Source organism: Moorena sp. SIO3I6 (assembly GCF_010672095.1).
In genome coordinates, this window is sequence record NZ_JAAHHU010000001.1 from 61,150 (window position 1) to 84,938 (window position 23,789).

Below are 23,789 nucleotides of genomic sequence, written 5' to 3' on the forward strand. Positions count from 1 at the left end.
TGTCATTTGTCCTTGGTATTAAGCTCCATACATAAAGTTTCGCTTTTTTAAAACTACTCTTGTTTTAAACACACCCGAACTAAATCCCTACAAAGGTAATTGCTAATTGCTACTACTCCCGAGCCCTTGCCAATCAGCACTTATCACGTCACACGTCTGACATCTGACTTCCCCATTACTTACTATGGGGATTTTAATCGTAAATGTTGTACCAACGCCCAATTGACTAGTCAGTTCAATCTCTCCCTGATGCTGTTCCACACAGCGTTTCACAATCGATAATCCCAGACCAGTCCCTTGAATTGTTCCCACATTTTTTGCTCGATAAAAAGACTCGAAAATTTGATTTTGGTCTGCTTCAGCAATTCCAATTCCTTTATCCTGGATGCGGAACACAACCAACTGCTGTTTCAGATCACAGGTTAGGTTAAAGGTCACGATTTCATGAGAAGGAGAATACTTTAGAGCATTGGTAAGCAGATTAGTTATAATGTAATGTATAAGCTTATCATCCATACAGACTTCTGTATAGACCCCGTCAGAGGTAAAAACAATCCGATTGCGGCTGGCTTCATCTAGGCATAGTTCTGCAATTAAATCCTGGCAGAATTGCTCTAAGTTCATCGGAGTTGGAATAAATTCTAGCCGACCTACTTCAGCTTGACCGATTAGCAACACCTCTTCCATCAACTCAGTCATGCGCTCTACTGAAATAGTAATTCGTTTTAGATAACGCTGCTTTTGCTCCTGAGTGGCCAGATTACCATAGCGCTTAAGTAATTCAGCGGCAGTTAGGATCACACTGAGGGGATTACGGAATTCGTGGCAAACGGTGGAGACGAACTGGGAGCGGAAATCTTGGATTTCTTGCTCTTTTTCCAACACCTGCTCTAACATTTCTGTCTGAGGATCCTCGCTGATATCCCAAAACGCGAGCACTACTCCATTCACGTTTCCCAGTTGGTCTTTTAGGGGTGAAGCACTATTACCAACGGCAATTCGACCACCATCCTTTGTAATCAAAGCGTTATGCTCGCCCAGATAGACAACTTGTCCGGTCTTGATTACTTTATCTAGGGGATACTTGACTAGATTACCAGTCAGATCATTAACAATTGGCAACACTGAGGTCAGATCTCGCCCCCATACCTCGGATTGGTTCCAGCCAGTCAGAGCTTCAGCGGGAGCATTCATAAAGGTAATGATACCTTGGGTCGTGGTAGCAATAACTGCATCATCGATAGAGTTTAAAATGGATGACAACTGAGCTTGGCTGCTCTGCAACGACTGCTCCATCTGGTATTGCTGGAGAGCAATTTCAATAGCAACCCGCAAGTCTCTGTCGTTAAAGGGTTTGGTCACATAACCAAAGGGTTGGGTAACTTTAGCCCCTTGCAAGGTATCTTCATCCCCATAGGCAGTTAAATAGACGATAGGAATACGTAAATGTTCACGGATTTGCCTAGCAGCAGTAATACCATCCATCTTGCCTTTGAGGAAAATGTCCATCAGCACTAAGTCAGGCTTAGTTTGAGCGGCTTTGGTAATGGCTTGAGAGCCAGATGAAGCAGTAGCTGATACCATATACCCCAGTTGCTTAAGCTGGCTAGCAATTGTCTTAGCAACAATAACTTCGTCTTCTACAACTAACACCCTGGTAACCACTATTGTTGTCCTATTGCCTCTACAATTGTTGGTGTTGAGAATAATATTCTGAAAGCTGTGCCCTCGCTATGGCCCTGAAACATACTCCCCTCTAGTTGCTCCGTTGCCAGGTCATAAACTAACGATAATCCTAAAGACTGGGTATTACGCCAATCTAACTGTTCTGGTAAACCAACTCCATTATCTCGGACAATCAATTCAACGTCATCGTCCCCGCTACGGTGCAATTCAATGTGAATCTCACCAGAGCGTCCATTGGGAAACCCGTACTTCAGGGAATTGGATACCAGTTCATTGATGATTAGACCGCAAGGGATGGCCTGATCAATACTGAGCGGAATGGGTTCAATAGTGGTGTGCAACTGAATCCTATCGCTAGTTATTTGATAAGCTACCAGTAAGTTCACGGCTAGGTTCTGGATATAATCGACTACATCCAGGTTGCCTATCACTGAGGCACCATAAAGTTTCTTATGAATGAGAGCCATGGCTTCAAGGCGATGGCGAGCTTCCGACAGGTGTAGTCGGGTTTGGGGTTCATCTATTGTCACAGATTGCAAGTGTAGCAAGCCAGAAACAATTTGTAAGTTGTTTTTGACCCGATGGTGAATTTCTTGGAGCAGCACCTCTTTCTCAACTAGGGTAGCTTTGAGGTTTTCCTCGACCTGTTTGAGCTGTGTGATGTCGATGGCTATGTTATAGATCCGAGTGGGAGTGTTATTAGCATCCTTGAGGAGGTGAGCACGATGGCGAATCCAACTCACAGCTCCATCCGGTCGCAAAATTCTGTAGTCAATATCTTTGGCACCAGTTGACAGCAGGGTTTGCTCTGCCAGTTGATAGGTTTCGAGATCCTCTGGGTGAACCACTGATTCCCACAGGCGTAAGTTTCCGAAGAACTCAGTGATACTGCGACCATAGACTTGCTCGGTAGCACTGTTAAGATAAAGCAGTTTGTCAATCGAAGGATCAAAAGACCATACCACTGCTTCTAGGTCAGCCAGAATACTCTCAAGGCGTTCTTGGCTCAACTGCCAAGCATGTTCATTTTCCCCCAATTGCTCCTCAAACTGCTGATTGACAGCAACTTCCTGCTGCCATCGCTGATTAGCTGCCACTAATTCCCTTTCTTTTTGAGTCAACTGTTGCTGTAAGTCTTCGACCTTAGTCACGATAGCAGAGAGGATTGCTGCCATGGTGTGGGGGGTCACCACACGTACTACTTGACCTTGCTCATCCACTAGGGGTAGGTGACGAATCTGGTGTTGACGTAATTGGGACTCTACCAAGAAAATGTCCGGTGTCGGTATGATGGGCAAGGTAATTAACTCTTGAGTCATCACATCAGCAATGGAAACCCCTGAGTGTACCATTCCAGCTGTTGCTACTTTGACCACATCCCGTTCTGTAAAAATTCCTACCAATTTCTGGTGCTGTACTACCAGCACATAGCTCCTTCCAGTTTGATTCATCGTAGCGATCGCTTCCGTTACTGGAGTATCGGGAGCAATGGTGAGGGGCTGCTGGTCGCCAGGAAAATTTACAATGGAAAATTGACCAGAAATGCCATTTTTCAGGTAATCTTTAGCTTCCATATAACCCTTGAAGCGCCAAATTATTGGATACTTTTAGGGAGTCGAAAGATAAACATTAACACAATCCAGTAGCAATTCAAAGAGACGGTATGCATCTCAGTGAAATTACTCATCCAAATCAGTTGCACGGTCTATCGATTCGTCAACTAGAGGAAATTGCCCGTCAAATTCGCGAGAAACATCTCCAAACCATAGCTACTAGTGGTGGTCACTTAGGGCCAGGCTTGGGAGTGGTAGAATTAACCCTAGCTCTGTATCAAACACTTGACCTTGACTATGATAAGGTAGTCTGGGATGTGGGACACCAAGCTTATCCCCACAAAATGCTCACGGGGCGCTATAACCGATTCCATACCCTACGGCAGAAAGATGGTATTGCTGGTTATCTAAAGCGCTGCGAGAATAAGTTTGATCACTTTGGAGCAGGTCATGCGTCCACCAGTATTTCTTCTGCTTTGGGTATGGCCCTCGCCCGAGACCGCAGAGGGGAAAATTTCAAAGTTGCAGCAGTTATTGGTGATGGTGCTCTGACCGGTGGCATGGCCTTGGAAGCCATCAATCATGCAGGACATTTACCCCATACTAAACTGCTGGTGGTGCTCAATGACAATGAGATGTCCATCTCCCCCAATGTGGGGGCTATTCCTCGTTACCTCAACAAAGTGCGGCTTTCTGAGCCAATGCAGTTTATTACTGACAATTTGGAGGAACAGTTCAAACATCTCCCCTTTGTCGGTGAGTCTTTATCCCCAGACTTGCAACGGCTCAAGGAAGGGATGAAGCGTTTAGCTGTACCTAAGGTCGGAGCAGTATTTGAAGAACTTGGCTTTACTTACATCGGACCGGTGGATGGTCACAATCTAGAGGAGTTAATTTCCACCTTTACCAACGCCCACAAGCTAGATGGACCAGTGCTGGTGCATGTGGCAACTACGAAGGGCAAGGGGTATGCGATCGCAGAAGCGGACAAAGTGGGTTACCATGCCCAAAGTCCCTTCAACCTAGCTACGGGTAAAGCGCTTCCCGCTAAAAAACCCAAACCCCCCGGCTATTCCAAAGTGTTTGCCCATACCCTGGTCACACTAGCTCAGAATAATCCCAAAATCATTGGCATCACGGCAGCTATGGCTACTGGGACAGGGTTGAATAAATTGCAAGAAAAACTCCCTAACCAATACATTGATGTGGGGATTGCGGAACAACACGCGGTCACCCTAGCGGCTGGCCTAGCCTGTGAAGGAATGCGGCCAGTTGCAGCTATTTACTCCACCTTCTTACAACGGGCTTACGACCAAATCATTCACGACGTTTGTATCCAAAACCTACCGGTCTTTTTCTGCCTCGACCGTGCGGGAATTGTGGGTGCTGATGGCCCTACTCACCAAGGGATGTATGATATCGCCTATTTGCGATGCATTCCCAATATGGTAATTATGGCTCCCAAAGACGAAGCTGAACTGCAACGTATGGTAGTTACAGGAGTAAACCACACCGATGGTCCGATTGCCATGCGCTATCCTCGGGGTAGTGGTTATGGCGTTCCCCTGATGGAAGATGGTTGGGAAGCCCTACCCATTGGTAAAGCAGAACTCTTGCGTAATGGTGACGACCTGTTAATGCTAGGGTACGGCAGTATGGTTTACACCGCCATGCAAGCCGCTGAAATTCTTAGCGAGCATGGTATTGAAACAACGGTGATTAATGCTCGTTTTGTCAAGCCCCTGGATACAGAATTAATCTTCCCCTTGGCTCAGAAAATTGGTCGTGTAGTTACCCTAGAAGAAGGGTGCTTAATGGGTGGCTTTGGTTCAGCGGTGGCAGAAGCACTGATGGATAATGATATATTAGTTCCCCTCAAGCGCTTTGGTGTACCGGATCAATTAGTGGATCATGCCAAGCCCGATGAATCAAAAGCTGATTTGGGGCTAACTGGCTCTCAAATTGCTGAACAGATCAGGGAAGCATTCTTTAATAGACAGCCCTCTGGTGTTAGTTAATCTATGAATGTTAACAGTTGACAGTTAACGGTTAACGGTTAACGGAACCGTTAACCGTTAACAATATAGAAATTAACAATATACAGATTTTCGATGAATTCATCCACATACCAAGTGTATCCCGTTGTTTGGGAAAACGACCGAGTTATCCTTATTGACCAAAACAGCTTACCCAAAAAATATGCCATTGTAGAAATCAGTCGCTGTGAAGATATGGTTGAGGCGATTAAAACTATGATTGTTCGGGGAGCACCAGCTATTGGGGTAGCAGCGGCTTATGGCATTTACCTTGGCGCAAGAGAGATTAAAACTCAAGAACGTAAGGCTTTCCTTGAACAGCTTGAAGTTGTAGCGCAGCAGTTGCGGCAAACTCGTCCTACAGCCGTGAATTTGTTTTGGGCAATCATGCGGATGCTTAAAAATGCCTATGAAACGATCGGGACAGTAGAAGAGATTAAAGCTTCCTTACTTGAAACAGCTAAACAAATTCAGCTGGAGGATTTACAAACCTGTCAAGCCATAGGCGATCGCGGATTAGAGGTATTACCGAAAACCCCCGACAAACTGTGTCTTCTGACCCATTGTAATGCAGGAGCGTTGGCAACCGCTGGGTATGGTACTTCCTTGGGAGTGGTGCGTTCGGCGTGGCGGGATGGGCGATTAGCCAGATTATATGCTGGCGAAACCCGCCCCCGCTTGCAAGGTGCTAGGTTAACTACCTGGGAATGCGTCGAAGAAGGTATTCCGGTTACTTTAATTACTGATAGCATGGCCGCCCATTGTATGAAACAAGGGCTAATTGATGCGGTTGTAGTGGGAGCTGATCGCATTGCTGCCAATGGGGATACGGCTAACAAAATTGGTACCTATAGTTTAGCCCTGATTGCTCAAGCTCATCAAATACCGTTCTTTGTGGCTGCTCCAATCTCAACCATTGATTTTCAGCTATCTACTGGCCAAGAGATTCCCATTGAAGAACGTCACCCCTCAGAAATTTATCAGATTGGGGAGACAGTGATTTGTCCCCCTAAAGTGGAATTTTATAACCCAGCTTTTGATGTGACTCCGGCGGAGTTAATTACTGCCATTATTACTGAAAAAGGTGCAGTTGCCCCCAGTGAGCTGTCACAACTTAACATTAAGCAATCAGTGTGACATCTATCTTGGTTTTAGGGAGTAGGGAGTAGGGAGTAGGGAGTAGGGGTAACTAAAATGATCAATTAAAATAACATAAAATATCAAATAGCTAAGAGGAAATCGTGAACGGAAAACTGTCCACCCAACGCTTAATTGTGTGTGGCTTAAGTGTAGCTATCCCGTTATTATACGCAGAGGTAGCCACCGCCGCCGCTGATCTAACCAATACTAGTTTCACTAACTGGAAAGAAATTCGCTATGAAAGCTTTCTGCCAAGGGTTGAAACACCAGAATTGTCTCCTCTCGAAGAAGTCAATCACTATCTGCGGCAAGAGGAAGATTTCTTTAATAATACCCCTCGTTTAGTGATTAAACTAAGTGAGCGTCGTGTTTATGTTTATCGAGGAGATAAACTCGAAGCCAGTTATCCAGTTGCCATCGGTCAGCCTGGTTGGGAAACCCCTACAGGCAATTTCCAAGTGACACAGATGGTTCAAAATCCAGTTTGGAAGCATCCTATAACTGGTGAAATCGTTGCTCCAGGACCAGAAAACCCTCTTGGTCCAAGGTGGATGGCATTTTGGAGTGATGGAACAAACTACATCGGCTTCCATGGTACCAATGCTGAGGAACTGGTGGGAGAAGCAGTGTCTCACGGTTGCATCCGGATGCGTAATGATGATGTCAAAGCTTTGTATAACAGAGTGGCTTTGGGAACTTCTGTAATGGTACAGGAATAGTTATTTTTGACAACTCCCCCGGCGCGAGTAATCCTCGTGCTGGGGATTGAGGCAGGTTCCTCAGGGCTTGTGACAGTTACTGAAAATGTCCACTAATCTAACACTATCTCCAAGCATCTGTTAGATTTAAGTCATGGTACTTATACCAATCCGTAAGGCGGTCGAACTTACGGGACTATCAAGGAACACGTTAAGGAAGTACGCGGACAATGGAACCCTCAAATGCGAAAGGACTCCAGGAGGAACTAGATTATTTCAAACATAAGATATCATCAGGTTCGGAGCTCGACGTTCAAAACCTGATCAACTTCGTGAACGGAATAGTAAAACGATCTGCTACTGCCGAGTCAGTACCAGCAAGCAAAGAGACGACCTCGACAGACTTCTCGCCTACCTCCACTCCCTTTTTCCCGACGCCGAAATCATCTTTGACATCGGCTCAGGTCTCAACTACTATTGAAAAGGGCTTAAAACCATACTGGAGCGAATTGTCCTCGGAGATAAGCTCACGATTGTTGTTGCCTGTAGAGACAGACTTACCCGATTTGGGTTTGAACTCATTGAGTACTTGGTTAGAAGTTACCGTAAGAGTAGTGCAGCCTTTATAGTTGGTAAATTATGCAGCATAGGGTAAAGGTTTTGTAGTAAGGCTGCACTACTCTAAGGTTTCATCTCCGGTCAGTCTCAACGGTGGAAAAATCCTGGTTCTCAGCCAACCTGAAAGTTGTCCAGAATCCGAACTTACCGCAGATCTTCTCTGAATCATTCATGTCTTCTCTTGCCGGGTTCACGGACTCCGAAAGTACGGCAAGAAAATCAAAGAAGATTCGACTGTTCCTAAATCCTGACCAGCGTACGCTTATTCGTAAATGGTTCGGAGTATCCCGTTATGTGTTCAACAAGACCGTTAAAATCCTGCAAGCAGGCGTTGTAAAAGCCAATTGGAAAGCAATCAAGACCGGAATACTAAATGACCTTCCCGAGTGGTGCAAGGAAGTGCCTTATCAAATTAAATCGATAGCGATAAAGGACGCTTGCACCGCTGTCAGGGAGGCAAAGAAAAAATACAAAAAGACGTCGCAAATTAATCGGGTAAGGTTTAGATCCAGGAAAAACCCCATTCAATCTTGTTATATTCCCAAGTCAGCAGTTTCTGCTGTGGGAATTTATCACACAAAACTAGGAAAACTATCCTACTCCGAAAGTCTTCCTGACGATATTTGCGACTGCCGACTAACCAGCAACAATGGAAATTACTATCTAGTAGTCCCCCACAAAGTAACTAAAAAGAAAACCGAAAACCAAGGTAGAGTAGTTGCTTTAGACCCTGGCGTTAGGACTTTTGTCACATTCTTTAGTGAAACATCCGTAGGTAAAATTGGACACAGAGACTTTTCTCGTATTCAGCGATTGTGTCAACATTTGGATAATCTATTATCCAAGATTAGCAAGGCTAAACGTGGGCAAAAACGCCGAAGGAGAAAAGCTGCCAGACGAATGGTCATCAAGATTCAGAACCTGATCAATGAGCTTCATCACAAGACAGCTAGATTTTTAGTTGATAATTTTGATGTGATTTTACTTCCCACTTTTGAGACAGCTCAAATGTCTAAAAAAGGAAGTAGGAAAATTAGATCTAAGACTGTTCGCAATCTGCTTAATTTTGCTCACTATCGTTTTCAAGAGTTCTTGAAGCATAAAGCTTGTGAAACCGGTAAAACAGTAGTGGATGTTTGCGAAGCCTATACCAGTAAAACTGTTAGTTGGACAGGAGAGTTGGTCAATATCGGCGGAAGCAAAACAATTAAATCAAAAATTGATGGGCTCGTCATGGATAGAGACATCAACGGCGCTCGTGGTATATTTCTGCGTTCGCGCAGCGTGGCCTACGGCCATGCCCTGGGAGATACCCCCTGGCTGAGAAATCAGCTTGCATTAGTGAGCCAGGATTGACCTTTGGTAGATTTTGGTAGCTAAAAAGTATCGGAACCTGAGACTCAGCAACCTACCCCTGATAACGCGATCGCACTGCCGATAGAAACTTATATGATTTCCGGATAATTACCCTTAATAAAATCTCCCCCATCTCCATCTCCCCATCTCCCCATCTCCCCACCCTCCCCAAACTTTTATTATGGGTATTCAACCGGACTTGATATTAGTATTAGGGTAGGGTTGGCAAACGATGGTGATTCAAGCTTGTTGGTATATATCCCTGGCATTTGCTCACCGTACTTGAGGGGTTAAATACGCTACAATTCAAGCAAACTGGGTGTTTAGATTCCCTATGCTTGACACATTCTCGACTCAACTCTATCAACTCCAACAATTCGCTAATAACCTGGTTGACAGCCAACTGACTCACCTGAGCCTAGTCAGCATAGCCATCATCTTTGCTGCTGGGTTGCTGACTAGCCTAACCCCCTGTATGCTATCAATGCTACCGATCACGATGGGCTACATCGGTGGTTATGAAAATCAAGGACGGCTGCAAGCTGCTACCCAATCGGTATGGTTTGCCTTAGGCTTAGCCACAACCTTAGCTGCATTAGGAATTATCGCAGCATCTATCGGGCGAGTCTATGGTCAAATCGGTGTTGGCTTACCGATTATTGTCAGCGTAATCGCCATTATTATGGGGTTGAATTTACTAGAAGCACTACCGCTACAGTTTCCAAGTTGGGGTGGTATGGATTGGATTTCCCAGGAATGGCCGAAAGGGTTACGCTCTTATCTCATTGGTTTGACCTTCGGTTTAGTCGCTTCTCCTTGCAGTACACCGGTATTAGCAACGTTACTGGCTTGGGTTGTCTCAACTAAAGATTTAGTGTTAGGTGGTGCCTTGCTGTTGTCTTACACAGCTGGTTATGTGGCACCCTTGATCTTGGCAGGTACGTTTACTGCTTCAATTAAACGATTATTAGAATTGCGACAGTGGTCGGCTTGGATTACACCAGTAAGTGGTGCGCTATTGGTGGGATTTGGTGTGTTTTCGTTGTTGTCTCGGATTCCAGTGGGAATTTTTTGAGTGAGTACTGAGTGCTGAGTGCGTCGTACTATCAAGAAAGCAAGTAATTAACTAGACTTAATATGACTAGAGAAAACTCATCAGATAACTCATCAGAAAATTCATCAGATAACTTATCAGAAAACTCATCATTGATGAGTGGCAGTCGGTTGTGGCGTCGGTTAGTATCAGTGCTGGCTAACTTACGGTTAGCGATTATCTTGCTGCTTGCGATCGCATTATTTAGCATCAGCGGTACAGTGATTGAACAGGGGGAATCTCTGGCGTTTTACCAAGCCAATTATCCTGAAGACCCAGCTTTGTTTGGTTTCCTCAGCTGGAAGGTGTTGTTGCTCCTAGGGTTAGATCATGTCTACCGGACTTGGTGGTTTTTGTCCTTATTAGTGTTATTCGGTAGTAGTCTGACCGCTTGTACCTTCACTCGTCAATTTCCGGCTTTAAAAGCAGCCCGGAATTGGAAGTTTTATAAAGAACCCCGCCAGTTTGGGAAACTTGCCTTGAGTGTAGAGTTGGACAAGGGCTCTTTTACTTCCCTGACTGAGTTGTTAGAGAAGCGGCGTTACAAGGTATTCCAAGAGGGGGATACTATCTACGCCCGTAAAGGAATTATCGGACGGATTGGTCCAATTGTAGTACATGCCAGTATGTTGATTATCCTGGGAGGGTCAATTTGGGGGTCAATGACAGGGTTTACCGCTCAGGAAATGGTTACCAGTGGCAATACATTCCAAGTTAGAAACATTATTGATGCCGGTCCGTTTGCTTGGCCCCAAATCCCCAAAGATTTGTCAGTGCGGGTGAATCGCTTCTGGATAGATTACACTCCGTCCGGGGATATTGATCAATTTTACTCCAATCTGTCAGTTTTGGATAGTCAAGGTGAAGACATTGACCAAGAAACTATTTATGTGAATAAGCCTCTCAGATATCGAGGTGTCACCTTTTACCAAACCGATTGGGGGATTGCTGGGATTCAGGTGCAGTTGAATAATAGTCCAATTTTCCAGCTTCCCATGGCACAACTTCCCACTAATGGTGAGGGGCGGATTTGGGGCACTTGGGTTCCGACAAAACCTGATTTAAGTGAAGGGGTATCCCTTTTAGCTAGGGATTTGCAGGGAACCCTGTTTGTTTATGATGGAACCGGTAATCTCGTTTCAACTGTTCGTTCTGGTATGGGGATTAAGGTCAATGGGGTAATACTTAAAATTAAAGATGTCATCGGCAGCACTGGCTTACAAATTAAAGCGGACCCCGGTATTCCCTTTGTTTACACTGGCTTTGGCTTACTGATGTTAGGGGTACTGATGAGTTATGTCTCCCACTCTCAGATTTGGGCATTACAAAAAGGCGATCGCTTTTATATTGGTGGGAAAACCAATCGTGCTTTGGTCACCTTTGAACGGGAATTGATTGAGATTTTAGAGCAGGTCGGTGAATCATCCCAGACCGTAGAACCTTTACTCGCAAAATCTGCTTAAGTATTTAGCGATGCAGCTTCCGAACAGGGGAGCCAGTGCGGCCAAGACGTGCTAGTTGTTCAATAGATAGTTGTTCAATTCTGCAGTTAGACCCTCAACTTGAGGGGCTTTCATAATAGTGTAATGGTCTCCAGTAATAGTGTGAGTTTGGATATCACCTAGAACTAGAGAACCCCAGCCATGGGTTGGGTCTTCAATTACTGCTGGGGAAGTTTGACTAGCATTTATAAGGAGAAGTGAACCTGGATAAGCTTTTGGTTGATAATGAGAGTTTGCCATCATATTTGCTTTAAAAACTTCCCATAAAGAACGCATTTGCTCTATTTCTATGTCTGATGGGAATATCCCTTGCTGTTTGCCTTGCTCAAATAGATGCTTGACTTGCATCGGATGTTCAAGTTGTCTAAGTGTTTCATGGGATATATCTAACTCTTGACCATAGAGACCTCCCAAATCTTGAGCCAATTGATTTACTATCATGGCTTGATCTATTTCTGAAGGTTTCCGCATTACAGTGGGTGCATAACTGTCTATTAAAGTTAGAAGAGCCACTGGAGTATTTTTAGCCTGTAATTGTTGTGCCATCTCATAAGCAATTACACCTCCCATAGACCAGCCAATGAGGTGTAATGGTCCTTGGGGTTGAATTGGTTTTATTGCCTCAATATAATGGGATGCCATCTCCTCAACAGAAGTTAAGGGTTGCTGTTGCCCATCTAAACCAAGAGATTGTAAACCATATACTGGATAATCTTGAGCTAAATGACGAGCTAACTCTGCATAACACAGGACATTGCCACCAACCGGGTGAATACAGAATAATGGAGGTTGGTTTCCACTGGTTTTAATGCCCACTAAGATGGGATTTTGTGTATTTACTGAAGAACCCAGAAGGCTGGCTAGTTGTTCAATGGTGGGACTTTGGAAAAGGGTGGCTAAAGGTAAATTGATTTGGAATTGTTGTTGAATTTTTGACATCAGACGGACAGCTAGAAGGGAATGACCGCCCAGTTCAAAGAAGTTATCTTGTACTCCGACAGAGGTGAGATTCAAAACTTCTGACCAGATTTGAGTCAGTTGAAGTTCTATGGTTGTACGTGGTGCGACGTATTTATGTTCTCGGGTAATTTTCCCATCAGGTGCGGGTAGGGCAAATCGGTCTACTTTGCCGTTTGGTGTCAACGGTAGAGTCTCCAAAATCACTAAGGCACTGGGCACCATGTATTCTGGTAATTTCGTTTTGAGGAAGCTAGATAATTGTGAAACCAGATGGCGATTCGATTCTTGCTTTAAGGGATTGTTGGCATAAGCACTCCAGGCTTTGATTGGAACAGTTGCTTCCAAGTTTGGAATTACCCTTTGGGAGTCACAGGCCGATTCATTACGTATAAAGATGGCATCATAGCAACCATTGCCGCCAGTACCAGACCAAGTAATATGTACCGAATAAGGTAATTCATCCTTCAAATTCCATAAATTGTCCGGCTCTACCCCTATGTGTTTTTTCTCCTGCAAAATCTTACGCAATTGACCTACAGTTTCGAGTTTCCTGAAGTCATCAAGCTCTTGAACAAGTGTGACTTCTTCTTGCAAACGAGCATTAGGGATGTGCTTAATACCAACCACCTCTGGCTTCTTATCTAGTAAAATTCGTTTGATAGCTGATAAGTTTAAACCCTCTTGATCATAGTCAAGCCATTCGGGGGTGACTGTGGCACATACTTCCTGGCCAACATGAAGAATTACATCGTAACGGAACTTAGTTAGCTCATTCTGATAATCCCCAGGTTTCAACTGGATTTGAACTTGTTTTATTTCTGGGATATATTCCCTTAAAGCTAGAAAGAAGGCTGGGTCGATCACCAATTCTTCTTCTTGCTTAACAGCTGTTTTTACCTGCTGCCTCAATTTGTCTATGGTTAATGAATCTGAGGCGCGATCAAACTTAGTTGCGGTATGAAACGTTTCTAATAATGGCAAGCTGCGAACATCACCGACAAATAGGAAACCTCCTTTCGTTAAACTATTTACTGCACCTTTCAAAACTTCTATCAGGTAATCGATGCTTGGAAAATACTGCACAACTGAGTTAAGGATAACAGCATCGAATCGGCCTTTTTCAATGCCTGTAAAATCATCAGCCAGTTTTTGGCTTAGGCTTACATGTGAATAGCTATCTTCCAACGGCTGGATTTGCTGCTGAACATAATCTAAAGCTACCTTACTAAAATCGGTACCATGGTAACTCAAACAATGAGGAGCAATCTGGAACAGCAACATGCCTGTGCCACAACCGATCTCCAACACATGTTTGGGTTGCCAAAAGATAATTTTTTCAACAGTGGAATCTACCCATTGACGCATTTGCTCCTTAGGGATTTGGTTACCTGTATAGCTGCTTTTCCAACCTAGAGTGTTGTAACTGGTTTGTTTAATTTCTACTGCGTCACTGTAGATATTATTATATATTCCTTGCCATTGCTCAATCTGTGATGATTGTAATGGATTTTCGACAATGGATTGATTGTTTTGCTCACAAACTACATAAGCAACTAAGCGTTTGTTACCAGGAATATCTTCTCGGGCAATGACTGCAGCTTGTTGGATGTGGGGGTGGGTGGACAGGACTGCTTCGATTTCTCCGAGTTCAATACGGAAGCCTCGAATTTTGACTTGGTTATCGATCCGACCGAGAAATTCAATGTTACCGTCTGGTAGGTATCTCGCCAGGTCTCCTGTTTTGTAGAGTCGTTCTGTTTTGGAACTACAGAAGGGGTTGGTAATGAATTTTTCTTTCGTTAGTTCTGGGCGATTGAGGTATCCTCGGGCTAGTCCATTACCTCCTATGTATAATTCTCCAGGTACTCCTATGGGTACTGGTTGGAGATGGCCATCTAGGATGTAGATTTGAGTATTATTAATGGCTTTTCCTATAGGAACAAAATAACCACTAAAATTATGATCTAATTGAGCTAATGTAGACCAAATAGTTGCTTCTGTCGGACCATATAAATTCCATAACTGTTGGCTATTTTTAAGTAAGTCACCGGCAACCGTTTTATCTAATGCTTCTCCACCACATAGAATTTTTAATTGTTTGTTTCCTTTCCATCCTGCAGTTAACAATAATCTCCAAGTTGCCGGAGTGGCTTGCATTGTAGTTACTTGGTAGTTGTCTAGACTTTGTGCTAAAAGCATTCCATCTGTGGCAATTTCTCGGCTTATAACAACTAAGCGTGCACCGGTAATTAAGGGAAGATATAATTCTAATCCAGCAATATCAAAAGATAAGGTAGTAACTGATAGAAAAATATCCGTTGATTCTAATCCTGGTTTTTGCTGCATTGATTCAATAAAGTTCACCAATGCTTTGTGGTTAATTTGTACACCCTTTGGTTTACCAGTAGAACCAGAAGTATAAATCACATAAGCCAAATTATCTGAAGTTACCCCAACATCAAGATTCTCACCACTGTGTTGCTCAATCGCTTCCCAATCACTATCTAAATAAACTATCCGTGCCGTATGTGAGGGCAAAGATTCAAGCAAAGACTCTTGAGTCAACAACACCTCAACACCGGAATCGGCCAACATATAACTCAGTCGTTCTGAGGGATAATTAGGATCCAGGGGTACATAAGCACCACCAGCCTTGAGTATCCCCAACAGTCCTACCACCATCTGTACAGAACGTTCAACACAAATCCCCACCAATACTTCTGGTTTTACTCCTAAGTTTTGTAGGTGATGTGCGAGTTGGTTCGCCCTTTGATTTAATTGCTGATAAGTCAACTGCTCTTGTTCAAACACCACGGCCACAGCATCTGGTGTTTTCTCGACCTGCTCCTCAACTAACTGATGAATACATTTATCTTTGGGATATTCACTGGCAGTATCATTCCACTCCACCAACAGTTGATGACGTTCCTCTGCACTCAACAAAGGTAACTCTGAGACTACCTGTTGGGGATTGTCCACAATTGCTGACAACAAGTTCTGGAAATGAGTTGCCATCCGTTTAATAGTAGACCCATCAAATAAGTCTGTGTTGTACTCCCATGTCCCCACCAATCCAAGCTCTGTTTCCGTCATTGACAGGGTCAAATCAAACTTAGAGGTAGTACTGTGTTGATTGAACTGACTCAAACTCAGACCTGGTAACTCTAATTTCCCCATCGGTGCATTCTGCAGCACAAACATCACCTGGAACAGGGGGGAATGACTCAAAGACCGTTGGGGTTGCAATGCGGATACTACCTGTTCAAACGGTACATCCTGATGTTCATAAGCTTTGAGTGTGGTGTCCCTGACTTGTGTAAGCAACTGAGAAAAACTGGGATTATCGTCAAAATGGGTTCTCAATACCAGGGTATTGACAAAGAAGCCAATTAGTGGATCTATGTCACGGCGATTGCGATTGGCTATAGGTGTACCAATTAAAATATCTTCTTGACCGCTGTAACGATATAGTAAAGTCCCAAACGCCGCTAACAGAGTCATAAATAAGGTAGTACCACTATCTCGAGACAGGGTTTGCAACTTCTGGGTTAATTCAGTATTTAAACTAAAACTTTCAGTCCGACCCTGATAAGTTGGCGCAGTTGGGCGAGGGTAGTCAGTAGCTAACTGTAATAATTTGGGAGCACCCTCTAATTTCTGTTTCCAGTAATTAAGTTGGGTTTCTAGTATTTCTCCACTTAACCATTGTCTTTGCCAAAGGGCAAAGTCAGCATATTGAATCGGTAATTCCGGTAAGGGGGATGGAGCTCCTACACAAAAAGCTTGATATAAACTTGATAGTTCTTCGATTAATATTCCCATCGACCAACCATCCGATACAATGTGGTGCATGGTCAGCACTAACACATACTCACTGCTGTCTAGTTGCCATAATTTACAGCGGATTAATGGTGCTACCTCTAAGTCAAAGGGAGTTGTTGCTTCACGTTGTACTTCTTGCTTTAAGATAGTCTCCCGTTCTGGTTCTGGGTATTGTTGTAAGTCCACCACATTGATGTTAATGGTGCTGTCGGGGTGAATTACCTGTGTTGGTGTGCCATTGAGAGTGGGGAAACTTGTCCGTAATACTTCGTGACGAAAAACTATTTCTGATAAGGCTTGTTCTAGGGCTAACACATTTAGGTTACCGGTGATTTGTAAAGCACCGTGCTCAATATAAGGAGCTTTTGAACCTTCAAGTTTATCAATAAACCACAGTCGTTCTTGACTAAAAGATAGGGGTAATTTTTGGTCTATAGGAATAGCTTTAATTGGTGGGTAATTAGTATTATAACCTTGACCATTTTGTTGCAAAAAAACTATAATTTCTGCTTGACGTTCAGCTATTTGTTGGCGTAGCGCAGGGGTTATAGTTCCTTTATTAACACGACAAAGGAGTTTTTCACCGTTGGTTGAGATATTAATCCCCTGGTTGTGAAGCCAAGATATAAATTCAACTATATTTACCTGGTTGTTATTCATAATTAAATCTCTATTATTTCTTCATCTATTGCCAGATTATCTGGAACTTGTAATACTCTATGATCTACCTCTAGATACTCAGTTACATTCTTAAAGCCCATAAAAGCGCTAATCAACTCTAATCCAGAAGGGTATAACAGTAAAGCTCGTTCTCCTTGCCATTGCTGGAGATGGGATGCGTTCGCGAAGCGGTTCCAAAGGAACATCGCTCTGGCTTGTCTATCTAATTCCCCATAGGTAAGACTCCCTGAGGGGGTTTCTCCGTTTTCCAGAAAGATATAGGCAAGCTGATTAGGCATAGCTTGCGCTCTGTTGCCTAATAAATCAACTAAACTCAAGAATTTAGACTCGCTATTGGGGAAATAATTTACACAACTCGGCACTCTGCTACTCCTAATACAAGCAGTTCAAAAAAGTCAGATACCAATCATTTTTTAATCAAGTTGTCAGTCCACAGTCAAGCCAAAGAACTAGTTGAATTCCTTAACTTACTCACGGCTCTTAACTAGCCTGAGTTTGTGCTCGAGCCAGGTGCTTATTAGGTCAGGGTATTCCCACCTTACTAAGCGCGATAAGTGAGTGATTGTGCTTTGAAAGTGAGAGCCTCGATCAGGGTTATATAGTAAGACCACACGATCAGGCAAGTTAATCGACCAATAATGCTTTCAGCGATCAGGCGGTTGGGTGGCAAATCCCTAGTTTTCGTGTTCTGCGATCGCCCTGATTGCCAAGTTGTGGTAAAACCATAGTTATTATACTATAGATCTCTGGGACAGGTGTGAATTTTTGAAACAAAAATTTACAAAATCCCGCCCATTTTTCCGATATTTATAGGGCTCTTCCGGACTTAACTATGCCGTCATGTTAGTTAAAACAACGAAGGATTGGTAAGACTGGGAGGAGTATCTGATGATACTATAAAAACTCCATTCCTCAGGTAACTATGATGGGGTTAAATACCAGGTAGTTTTTCGATTAGTTGATGCCGCCGATTATGGCATTACTCAACGGCGGTAACGGGTGTTCATTGTTGGCATCAGAGAAGATTTAACTTTCCCTAAGTCTTTCCAAAAAAAAACATTTTATCGATAGCTTGTCGATTGGATTAAATTAAAAGCAAAAGAAAATAGCCGTAGAAATAATATTCACGGCTATTTCAGTGCTGCAAACGCAATTGTCTTGTCTATCAGTTTCCGAATCAATCCGGATGTAATCCTACCGGACCAGACCGGGGGGGAAACCCCCCCAGAAATTTAACCTATTAACCCCAAGTCGAATACTTGGTTGCAAAACTAATTACTTCCCCAGGAATTCCCGTCGGCTGCAAAGGGCTCCAGTCGGAAACATCTGCATACCCCAGTGCATAAAGGCCGTAAATAGTATTGGTTACTGCTTCAGGAGAGCCCTTAATGTACTTAATACGTTGTTTTTTTGGGTTATTGTCTTGATTCGGAATAAATTCTGTAGACATGACTAAAAAAATTAATTACGTTTATATTAATTATTGTAATTATTATAGATTTTTTTAAAGGGTTTTGATAAATAATTTTTTTTTGGTAATGTAATTTGAGAATGAATTTCAAAAAATCCTTCCCGTAGCGTGACATGCAGGTCAATCGCGTAGCGGTTCTTTCAGACCATCGCTAAATTTAGGCGTTCGCGTAGCGTGACATGCAGGTCAATCGCGTAGCGGTTCTTTCAGAGCATTGCTGTTGAAAAATCGGCTAATTAAAAGAGCTTGCGGAGGCACGCTATTACCGTCAATCTAATAACAAATGGAATAGGAAACAGGGTGCATCTCTGGCTAAATCTTTGAGAATATACTGAGGGGGGCAACAAGTCGCCCCCCCAGGTCTTACAATGATTAAATTCAAGACTTTTCTAAGATATAAATAGCTCTTGGAGATGAAGGAAGCAATTCATCACGCTGATAGTTACCATATTCTGCTACCAGTCGAAAGCCAGTCAAATGAGCTTGTAAGCGGATTTCATTGGGTAGGACAATTCCTGTTTTTCTAGGATGACTAAAGTGAAAACAACTCTCCTTTGATGAGACCAAATATTGCAGTATTGTCATCTGATACATTCCGATCGGGTCGTAGCTTCGATCCTCAGTCATTTTTACAAGGTTTCCATCAGGTAACTGACGGCTACGGGTAATCGTTCGACGATATCCCCCTTGCAGATAATAACCAGGATTATCAGTAATAATTAAAAGACGTGCTCCAGGTTTCAAATGTGTTGAGATACATTGAAATGCGCGGTAGCGATCCTCTACTTCTGATATCTCACCCAAAACTTCCCCTGATAAGAAAGCAATATCAAATTGCCGTTTCAGTTCAAAACGACGGATATCCCCATGAATCAGTTCAAGCTGTCCTTTTTTTAACCAGTCACTGAGCTTAACTCGTGCCTGATTGAGCATTCCTGCATCAATTTCAATCCCTGTGACTTGAGCTCCTTTTTCCAGCAGGTTAATGCTGAACCGTCCCGAACCGGAAGCTAATTCTAAAACCTCCATACCAGGAGAAATATAAGAGAGGACAAACGCCTTGTATTCTTCTGGTAAACAATGAAGTGACAGCTTAATTTTATTTTAATTTTTAAGTTAACATAATTTAATCTAACTTTTCACCATTCCTTTTACTTTAAAATGTGCATTTTGTCAATAAATCTAATAATATAAATAACTGAATAAGTATAATGATAATTGTAATTAAAAAAAATCACTATTAGGTATACAGGATTTTTTCCCAGCTTTGAAGCTCCAAAGCTCAGAAGCTCAGAAGCTCCGAAGCTACCTAAAACCCAGAACTTTGTACCTTACCGAATTAAAAACCCCTTTACTACACATATATCAATTTTTGTCAAGTATCTTGGCAAGGAAACTTGTTTTGTTAAGTTTTACAAAATCTTTACCCTTGAAATCGCGATTATTTGAACATCATGTGATAATTAAACCTGGGTAAAGAAATGGTAAACAAAAAGTAAAGAGAAGATAAAGAGTTACCTCATGACCGAAATTAATCAAGAAAGTCTAGATCAGGTAATAATCTCAAAAACTGGTAATGACTGGTGTGGCGCTAGTACAGAAATGTCCTTGCCCCAAGGCATCAAAAAAAAATCGGTCTTAGATAAGGAAATACTAGATTCACCAACTACACTCGACAGCCAGGCTCTTCGCCAAATTGATCAGGAATACCTCTGTTGGGGGGATACGGTTCACTATCAAGAGCGACCAATCATTGTAACTGGTTGTAAGGGGGGATTGGTTTTCGACGATGAAGGCAAATCCTATATCGATACGGGAATGTGGCACTCAAGTTGTAACTTTGGGTATCGCAATCCAGAGATTGAATCAGAGGTTACTAAACAACTCCATACATTACCTCAAGCCAATGGCGACTTTCTACATCGTGAAAAATTATTAATCGCGAAACAAGTAGTAGATGCGATGTATGAAAGAACCGGTGTCAAAGGCCGAGTATCTTTTAATGTGGGCGGCGCACTTGTGGTGGAAGATGCCCTAAAGATTATTCGTAAAAACACCCGCAAGAATAAAGTAGCTGTGATGATGGGTGGTTATCATGGTCGCTCTCTTGGTACTCTCAACCTTTCGAGTAGTCATCGATATCGACAGTATTTTAATGAGTTCTCAGAACGGGCAGTTATGTTGCCGTTTGCTAACTGCGCTCAGTGTTTCTATGAAAAGGAACGAGAAACCTGTGACTTATACTGCGAGCGCATGATTCGCAAGGCATTCTCCAACGAATTTTATGGCATCGCAAGTGAAACTAGTTCAGAAGTGGGTGCCATAGTTGTAGAACCTTGTCAAGGACGAGGCTACACCATCCCACCCAGGGATTTCTTTAAAGGGTTTATCAGTGAGTTACGACAAAAGCACGGACTTCTTGTCTTTGATGACGAAATTCAAGTTGGTATGTACCGTACTGGTAAATTATTTGCCTTCGAACATTTTGGGTTTGTCCCAGATATTATTACGTTGAGCAAATCCTTCACCAATGGTTTGAGTCCAGTTAGCTTAGTCTGGGCACGAGAAGACCTAGTAGCACCAGACTTTTTCACTCCTGGACACGCCCATAGCAACTTTGCTAACCATCCTCTCGGAACTGCTGCTGCTTTAGCAACATGGCGTTATATGCTGGCACAAGACTACGAAACATCAGTACCAGCAAAAGGTTTGTACTTTTTGACCAAACTCAAAGAACTCCAAGCCCGTCATTCCTGTGTCTATAGCGTAGATGGACTGGGACTTATACTGAACATGGTTTTTGCTGATGAAAAAGGTAAACCTTACAAAGGGTCTGCCAAACTAGCAGCAAGCATTGCTCAGGATAATGATTTTATTTGGAAAGATCAGAGTTGGCGCATGATTCTCCAAACCGGAGGATATGACCTGAACGTTTTGAAATTTGCTCCTTATCTTGATATCAGCTACGAAGAAATTGATTGTACTATTGGTGTTTTAGATCAAGTCCTACACAAGCTTGATATCCTATTATGTCCAACCGCTGAAACCGCAGGAGCTATTTGATGAGAGCAGCAGTTTTATCCAAAGCCAATCAAGTAGACATTCGCGAGTTTACTGAGCCTAGCCAAACTCAAGATAATGAAGTAATTGCTAAGGTAGAATTTGTGGGAGTCTGTAAAACAGACCAGCAACTAACCGCAGCCGGCTTAGATAAAGAGTGTATTCTTGGTCATGAAGTAGTCTGTAGCTTGCCTAATCAAAAAGGTCATTTTGCCCTCAATAATGAGATTTCCTGTGGAAAATGTAGTTATTGTTTAGAGGGATTAACTAGTCACTGCATCAATCTTAAAGAACTTGGAGTAAATGAACATGGAGGGTATGCTGAGCAAATTTGTGCTCCTATAAATTCCCTACATCCTTTTGAATTATCCAATCCAGCTTTAGGGGTGCTGATTGAGCCTTTAAGTTGTGCAGTAAGGGGAGTAAAACGGATTTTAGCTGGTGTTAATTTATTAGCTACTTCACACCCTAAAGTCCTGGTGATTGGGGGAGGTATTTCAGGTACTCTAATTACCTACCTCCTAAATCATTCCCCCAATTTTAAGGGAGAGATTAAAGTCTATGATATCACCAAAGAGCCGCTCCCTTGGCTAAACAGATTGGGAATTGAACGGATCCAAGTTCCAGAACCAAACCAGGCACACGTGGTGGTGGAATGTTCCGGTTCACCAGGGGGTCTGGCTACAGCACTCGATCTTGTTCGTAAGGGCGGTTTAGTCTGTATCTATGGTGTTCCTAAACAAGGGATTTCTTTACCCATTTCTCCCCATGAGTTATTTATGCGAGAGATAGCGGTAGTGACGTCTTTTGCTGGCGCTACAGACGAAACCATTGCGGCTGCGATCGCATCCATCAAGGGCGACGAGGCGTTCTTTGAACAACTGTTGGGTCGGTTTATCCCTCTTGAGAAGCTTCCTATAGAATTGACTAATTGGAGTCCACAGCCTGGAACCCGAACTGTTGTAGATCTCGACGCTTGAGGAAGATTCTGATGCAGGATGTAGCTGTGATCTTTGATATGGATGGTTTACTAATTGATAGTGAACCGTTCTGGTCTAAGGTAGAAATCGAAGTCTTCAATGACCTTGGCATTCCCATGAACGAGAGTATGTCTTCTCAAACAATGGGTTTGCGAAACGATGAGGTGGTCAAGTATTGGTATGCTCGATTTCCTTGGACTGGTATGAGCCAAGCTGAGGTATGTCGAACAATGATCGCTCGGATGAGTGAGCTATTGATGACCATGGGACAACCGATGCCAGGTGCAATTGAAGCCGTAAAGTTGTGTCGGGAATTAAACTTACCCCTAGCCCTAGCAACTTCATCTCCCATGGGTCTAATTGATACAGTACTCAAACGGCTCGATTTAAAAGATGCCTTTGATGTGATTACATCAGCAGAAGCGGAGGACTTTGGTAAACCCCATCCAGCAGTATATCTCACCGCTAGCCGTCGTCTGGGTATAGAACCAACAAAGTGTGTTGCCTTAGAGGATTCGGTTCGTGGCGTGATTAGTGCCAAAGCTGCCAGCATGGCATGTATTGCAGTTCCACCACCAGAAAATCTAGAGGATGAACGTTTTGCGATCGCAGATGTCACCCTTAAATCACTAGAACAAATCACGGAGCCTTGGCTGAAAACGTTTTTAGCTGACCGGTAAAAGAAGTTAGTTGCGTAGGGTGCGTTAGGGGGGTTCTAATTTTCTCGGTAGCCAGAGTTAGGTTGCTGCCCCTAACGCACCACAGTTGCGTAGGGTGCGTTAGGGCGGCCCTAATTTTCTCGGTAGCCAGAGTTAGGTTGCTGCCCGTAACGCACCACAGGGTCAAACAGCTTTAATGAGATCCACCCACATTGACACTCCCCGCCGAAGGAAGAACGGGGATTCTTGGATCTACGACTCGTCTTGCTAAACCAGGCCGGAACCAGGAAAAGTAGAGGACAAATCTCCCCAAGCGTGATTGATCATAGATCTAGGTTTCGGTGTGCCCCACCGTACCTTTTTTATTTTTATTTTGGGACAGATACTTTTTTATCTAAGTTTTTCATAGACGTTGTAGTCGTTAGACCAAATTACGCAATACGTATCTCATACATATTTTTTACGTTGTCTACT

17 protein-coding genes are annotated in these 23,789 nt (G+C 43.2%); 11 read left to right on the top strand and 6 right to left on the bottom strand.

Annotation, left to right across the window (positions count from 1 at the left end; all coding sequences use genetic code 11):
- Window positions 1-102: 102 nt before the first annotated feature.
- Window positions 103-1,665: an ATP-binding protein gene (locus F6K49_RS00280; protein WP_293093130.1), complete on the bottom strand. Its 1,563-nt coding sequence runs from the start codon at window positions 1,663-1,665 to the stop codon at window positions 103-105.
- On the bottom strand, window positions 1,665-3,260 hold the full coding sequence (locus F6K49_RS00285; protein ID WP_293093133.1) for a histidine kinase dimerization/phosphoacceptor domain -containing protein: 1,596 nt from the start codon (window positions 3,258-3,260) through the stop codon (window positions 1,665-1,667). The genes F6K49_RS00280 and F6K49_RS00285 overlap by 1 nt, the downstream gene beginning before the upstream one ends.
- 89 nt (window positions 3,261-3,349) lie before the next feature.
- On the opposite strand from F6K49_RS00285, the gene dxs reads away from it, so the two are divergent.
- The 8 genes from dxs to F6K49_RS00325 all read left to right on the top strand — a co-directional run bounded on the left by dxs (window position 3,350) and on the right by F6K49_RS00325 (window position 11,643).
- Window positions 3,350-5,257 (top strand): 1-deoxy-D-xylulose-5-phosphate synthase, encoded by a 1,908-nt coding sequence (gene dxs / locus F6K49_RS00290; RefSeq protein WP_293020622.1) that lies wholly within the window; start codon window positions 3,350-3,352, stop codon window positions 5,255-5,257.
- 93 nt (window positions 5,258-5,350) lie between these two features.
- Window positions 5,351-6,412, top strand: a complete 1,062-nt coding sequence (gene mtnA / locus F6K49_RS00295) for an S-methyl-5-thioribose-1-phosphate isomerase (protein WP_293020624.1) — start codon at window positions 5,351-5,353, stop codon at window positions 6,410-6,412.
- A gap of 104 nt (window positions 6,413-6,516) precedes the next feature.
- Window positions 6,517-7,134, top strand: a complete 618-nt coding sequence (locus F6K49_RS00300) for a L,D-transpeptidase (protein ID WP_293020626.1) — start codon at window positions 6,517-6,519, stop codon at window positions 7,132-7,134.
- A 133-nt stretch (window positions 7,135-7,267) separates the two neighbouring features.
- Window positions 7,268-7,399 carry a MerR family DNA-binding transcriptional regulator gene (locus F6K49_RS00305; RefSeq protein WP_293020628.1) on the top strand — a complete coding sequence of 44 codons (132 nt, stop codon included), beginning with the start codon at window positions 7,268-7,270 and terminating at the stop codon, window positions 7,397-7,399.
- A gap of 46 nt (window positions 7,400-7,445) precedes the next feature.
- Window positions 7,446-7,742, top strand: coding sequence for a hypothetical protein (locus F6K49_RS00310; protein WP_293093136.1), 297 nt, complete (start codon window positions 7,446-7,448; stop codon window positions 7,740-7,742).
- 160 nt (window positions 7,743-7,902) lie between these two features.
- Window positions 7,903-9,087 carry a transposase gene (locus F6K49_RS00315; protein ID WP_293093139.1) on the top strand — a complete coding sequence of 395 codons (1,185 nt, stop codon included), beginning with the start codon at window positions 7,903-7,905 and terminating at the stop codon, window positions 9,085-9,087.
- 334 nt (window positions 9,088-9,421) lie between these two features.
- Window positions 9,422-10,162, top strand: coding sequence for a cytochrome c biogenesis protein CcdA (locus tag F6K49_RS00320; protein WP_293020632.1), 741 nt, complete (start codon window positions 9,422-9,424; stop codon window positions 10,160-10,162).
- Window positions 10,163-10,224: 62 nt separating this feature from the next.
- Window positions 10,225-11,643: a cytochrome c biogenesis protein gene (locus F6K49_RS00325; RefSeq protein ID WP_293081474.1), complete on the top strand. Its 1,419-nt coding sequence runs from the start codon at window positions 10,225-10,227 to the stop codon at window positions 11,641-11,643.
- Between the two features lie 51 nt (window positions 11,644-11,694).
- Here the strand turns inward: F6K49_RS00325 and F6K49_RS00330 are convergent, their stop codons facing one another.
- The 4 genes from F6K49_RS00330 to F6K49_RS00345 all read right to left on the bottom strand — a co-directional run bounded on the left by F6K49_RS00330 (window position 11,695) and on the right by F6K49_RS00345 (window position 19,714).
- Entirely contained in the window at window positions 11,695-17,124 is a 5,430-nt protein-coding gene (locus tag F6K49_RS00330) for a non-ribosomal peptide synthetase (RefSeq protein ID WP_293093144.1), read from the bottom strand.
- Window positions 17,125-17,126: 2 nt separating this feature from the next.
- Window positions 17,127-17,423, bottom strand: coding sequence for a hypothetical protein (locus tag F6K49_RS00335; RefSeq protein ID WP_293066398.1), 297 nt, complete (start codon window positions 17,421-17,423; stop codon window positions 17,127-17,129).
- 962 nt (window positions 17,424-18,385) lie between these two features.
- Window positions 18,386-18,595 carry a hypothetical protein gene (locus F6K49_RS00340; protein WP_293066401.1) on the bottom strand — a complete coding sequence of 70 codons (210 nt, stop codon included), beginning with the start codon at window positions 18,593-18,595 and terminating at the stop codon, window positions 18,386-18,388.
- Window positions 18,596-18,994: 399 nt separating this feature from the next.
- Window positions 18,995-19,714: a class I SAM-dependent methyltransferase gene (locus tag F6K49_RS00345; protein ID WP_364301908.1), complete on the bottom strand. Its 720-nt coding sequence runs from the start codon at window positions 19,712-19,714 to the stop codon at window positions 18,995-18,997.
- A gap of 423 nt (window positions 19,715-20,137) precedes the next feature.
- Between F6K49_RS00345 and F6K49_RS00350 the strand changes: the two genes are divergently transcribed.
- Genes F6K49_RS00350 through hxpB form a run of 3 tightly spaced genes read left to right on the top strand, consistent with a single transcriptional unit; the run spans window position 20,138 to window position 23,336 of the window.
- Complete coding sequence (locus tag F6K49_RS00350) at window positions 20,138-21,679, top strand: aspartate aminotransferase family protein (protein ID WP_293093149.1); 1,542 nt, start codon at window positions 20,138-20,140, stop codon at window positions 21,677-21,679.
- Entirely contained in the window at window positions 21,679-22,656 is a 978-nt protein-coding gene (locus F6K49_RS00355) for an alcohol dehydrogenase catalytic domain-containing protein (protein WP_293093152.1), read from the top strand. Before F6K49_RS00350 ends, F6K49_RS00355 begins: the two co-directional genes overlap by 1 nt.
- Before the next feature lie 11 nt (window positions 22,657-22,667).
- Window positions 22,668-23,336, top strand: coding sequence for a hexitol phosphatase HxpB (hxpB, locus tag F6K49_RS00360; RefSeq protein WP_293093155.1), 669 nt, complete (start codon window positions 22,668-22,670; stop codon window positions 23,334-23,336).
- Window positions 23,337-23,789: the final 453 nt, after the last annotated feature.

Bases quoted from the DNA above. Each gene is read 5' to 3' on its own strand.
- F6K49_RS00325 (WP_293081474.1), top strand. From the start codon at position 10,225: ATGACTAGAGAAAACTCATCAGATAACTCATCAGAAAATTCATCAGAT.
- F6K49_RS00340 (WP_293066401.1), bottom strand. From the start codon at position 18,595: ATGTCTACAGAATTTATTCCGAATCAAGACAATAACCCAAAAAAACAA.
- F6K49_RS00305 (WP_293020628.1), top strand. From the start codon at position 7,268: ATGGTACTTATACCAATCCGTAAGGCGGTCGAACTTACGGGACTATCA.
- F6K49_RS00285 (WP_293093133.1), bottom strand. From the start codon at position 3,260: ATGGAAGCTAAAGATTACCTGAAAAATGGCATTTCTGGTCAATTTTCC.
- mtnA (WP_293020624.1), top strand. From the start codon at position 5,351: ATGAATTCATCCACATACCAAGTGTATCCCGTTGTTTGGGAAAACGAC.
- F6K49_RS00320 (WP_293020632.1), top strand. From the start codon at position 9,422: ATGCTTGACACATTCTCGACTCAACTCTATCAACTCCAACAATTCGCT.
- F6K49_RS00350 (WP_293093149.1), top strand. From the start codon at position 20,138: ATGACCGAAATTAATCAAGAAAGTCTAGATCAGGTAATAATCTCAAAA.
- F6K49_RS00330 (WP_293093144.1), bottom strand. From the start codon at position 17,124: ATGAATAACAACCAGGTAAATATAGTTGAATTTATATCTTGGCTTCAC.
- dxs (WP_293020622.1), top strand. From the start codon at position 3,350: ATGCATCTCAGTGAAATTACTCATCCAAATCAGTTGCACGGTCTATCG.
- F6K49_RS00315 (WP_293093139.1), top strand. From the start codon at position 7,903: ATGTCTTCTCTTGCCGGGTTCACGGACTCCGAAAGTACGGCAAGAAAA.
- hxpB (WP_293093155.1), top strand. From the start codon at position 22,668: ATGCAGGATGTAGCTGTGATCTTTGATATGGATGGTTTACTAATTGAT.
- F6K49_RS00335 (WP_293066398.1), bottom strand. From the start codon at position 17,423: ATGCCTAATCAGCTTGCCTATATCTTTCTGGAAAACGGAGAAACCCCC.
- F6K49_RS00355 (WP_293093152.1), top strand. From the start codon at position 21,679: ATGAGAGCAGCAGTTTTATCCAAAGCCAATCAAGTAGACATTCGCGAG.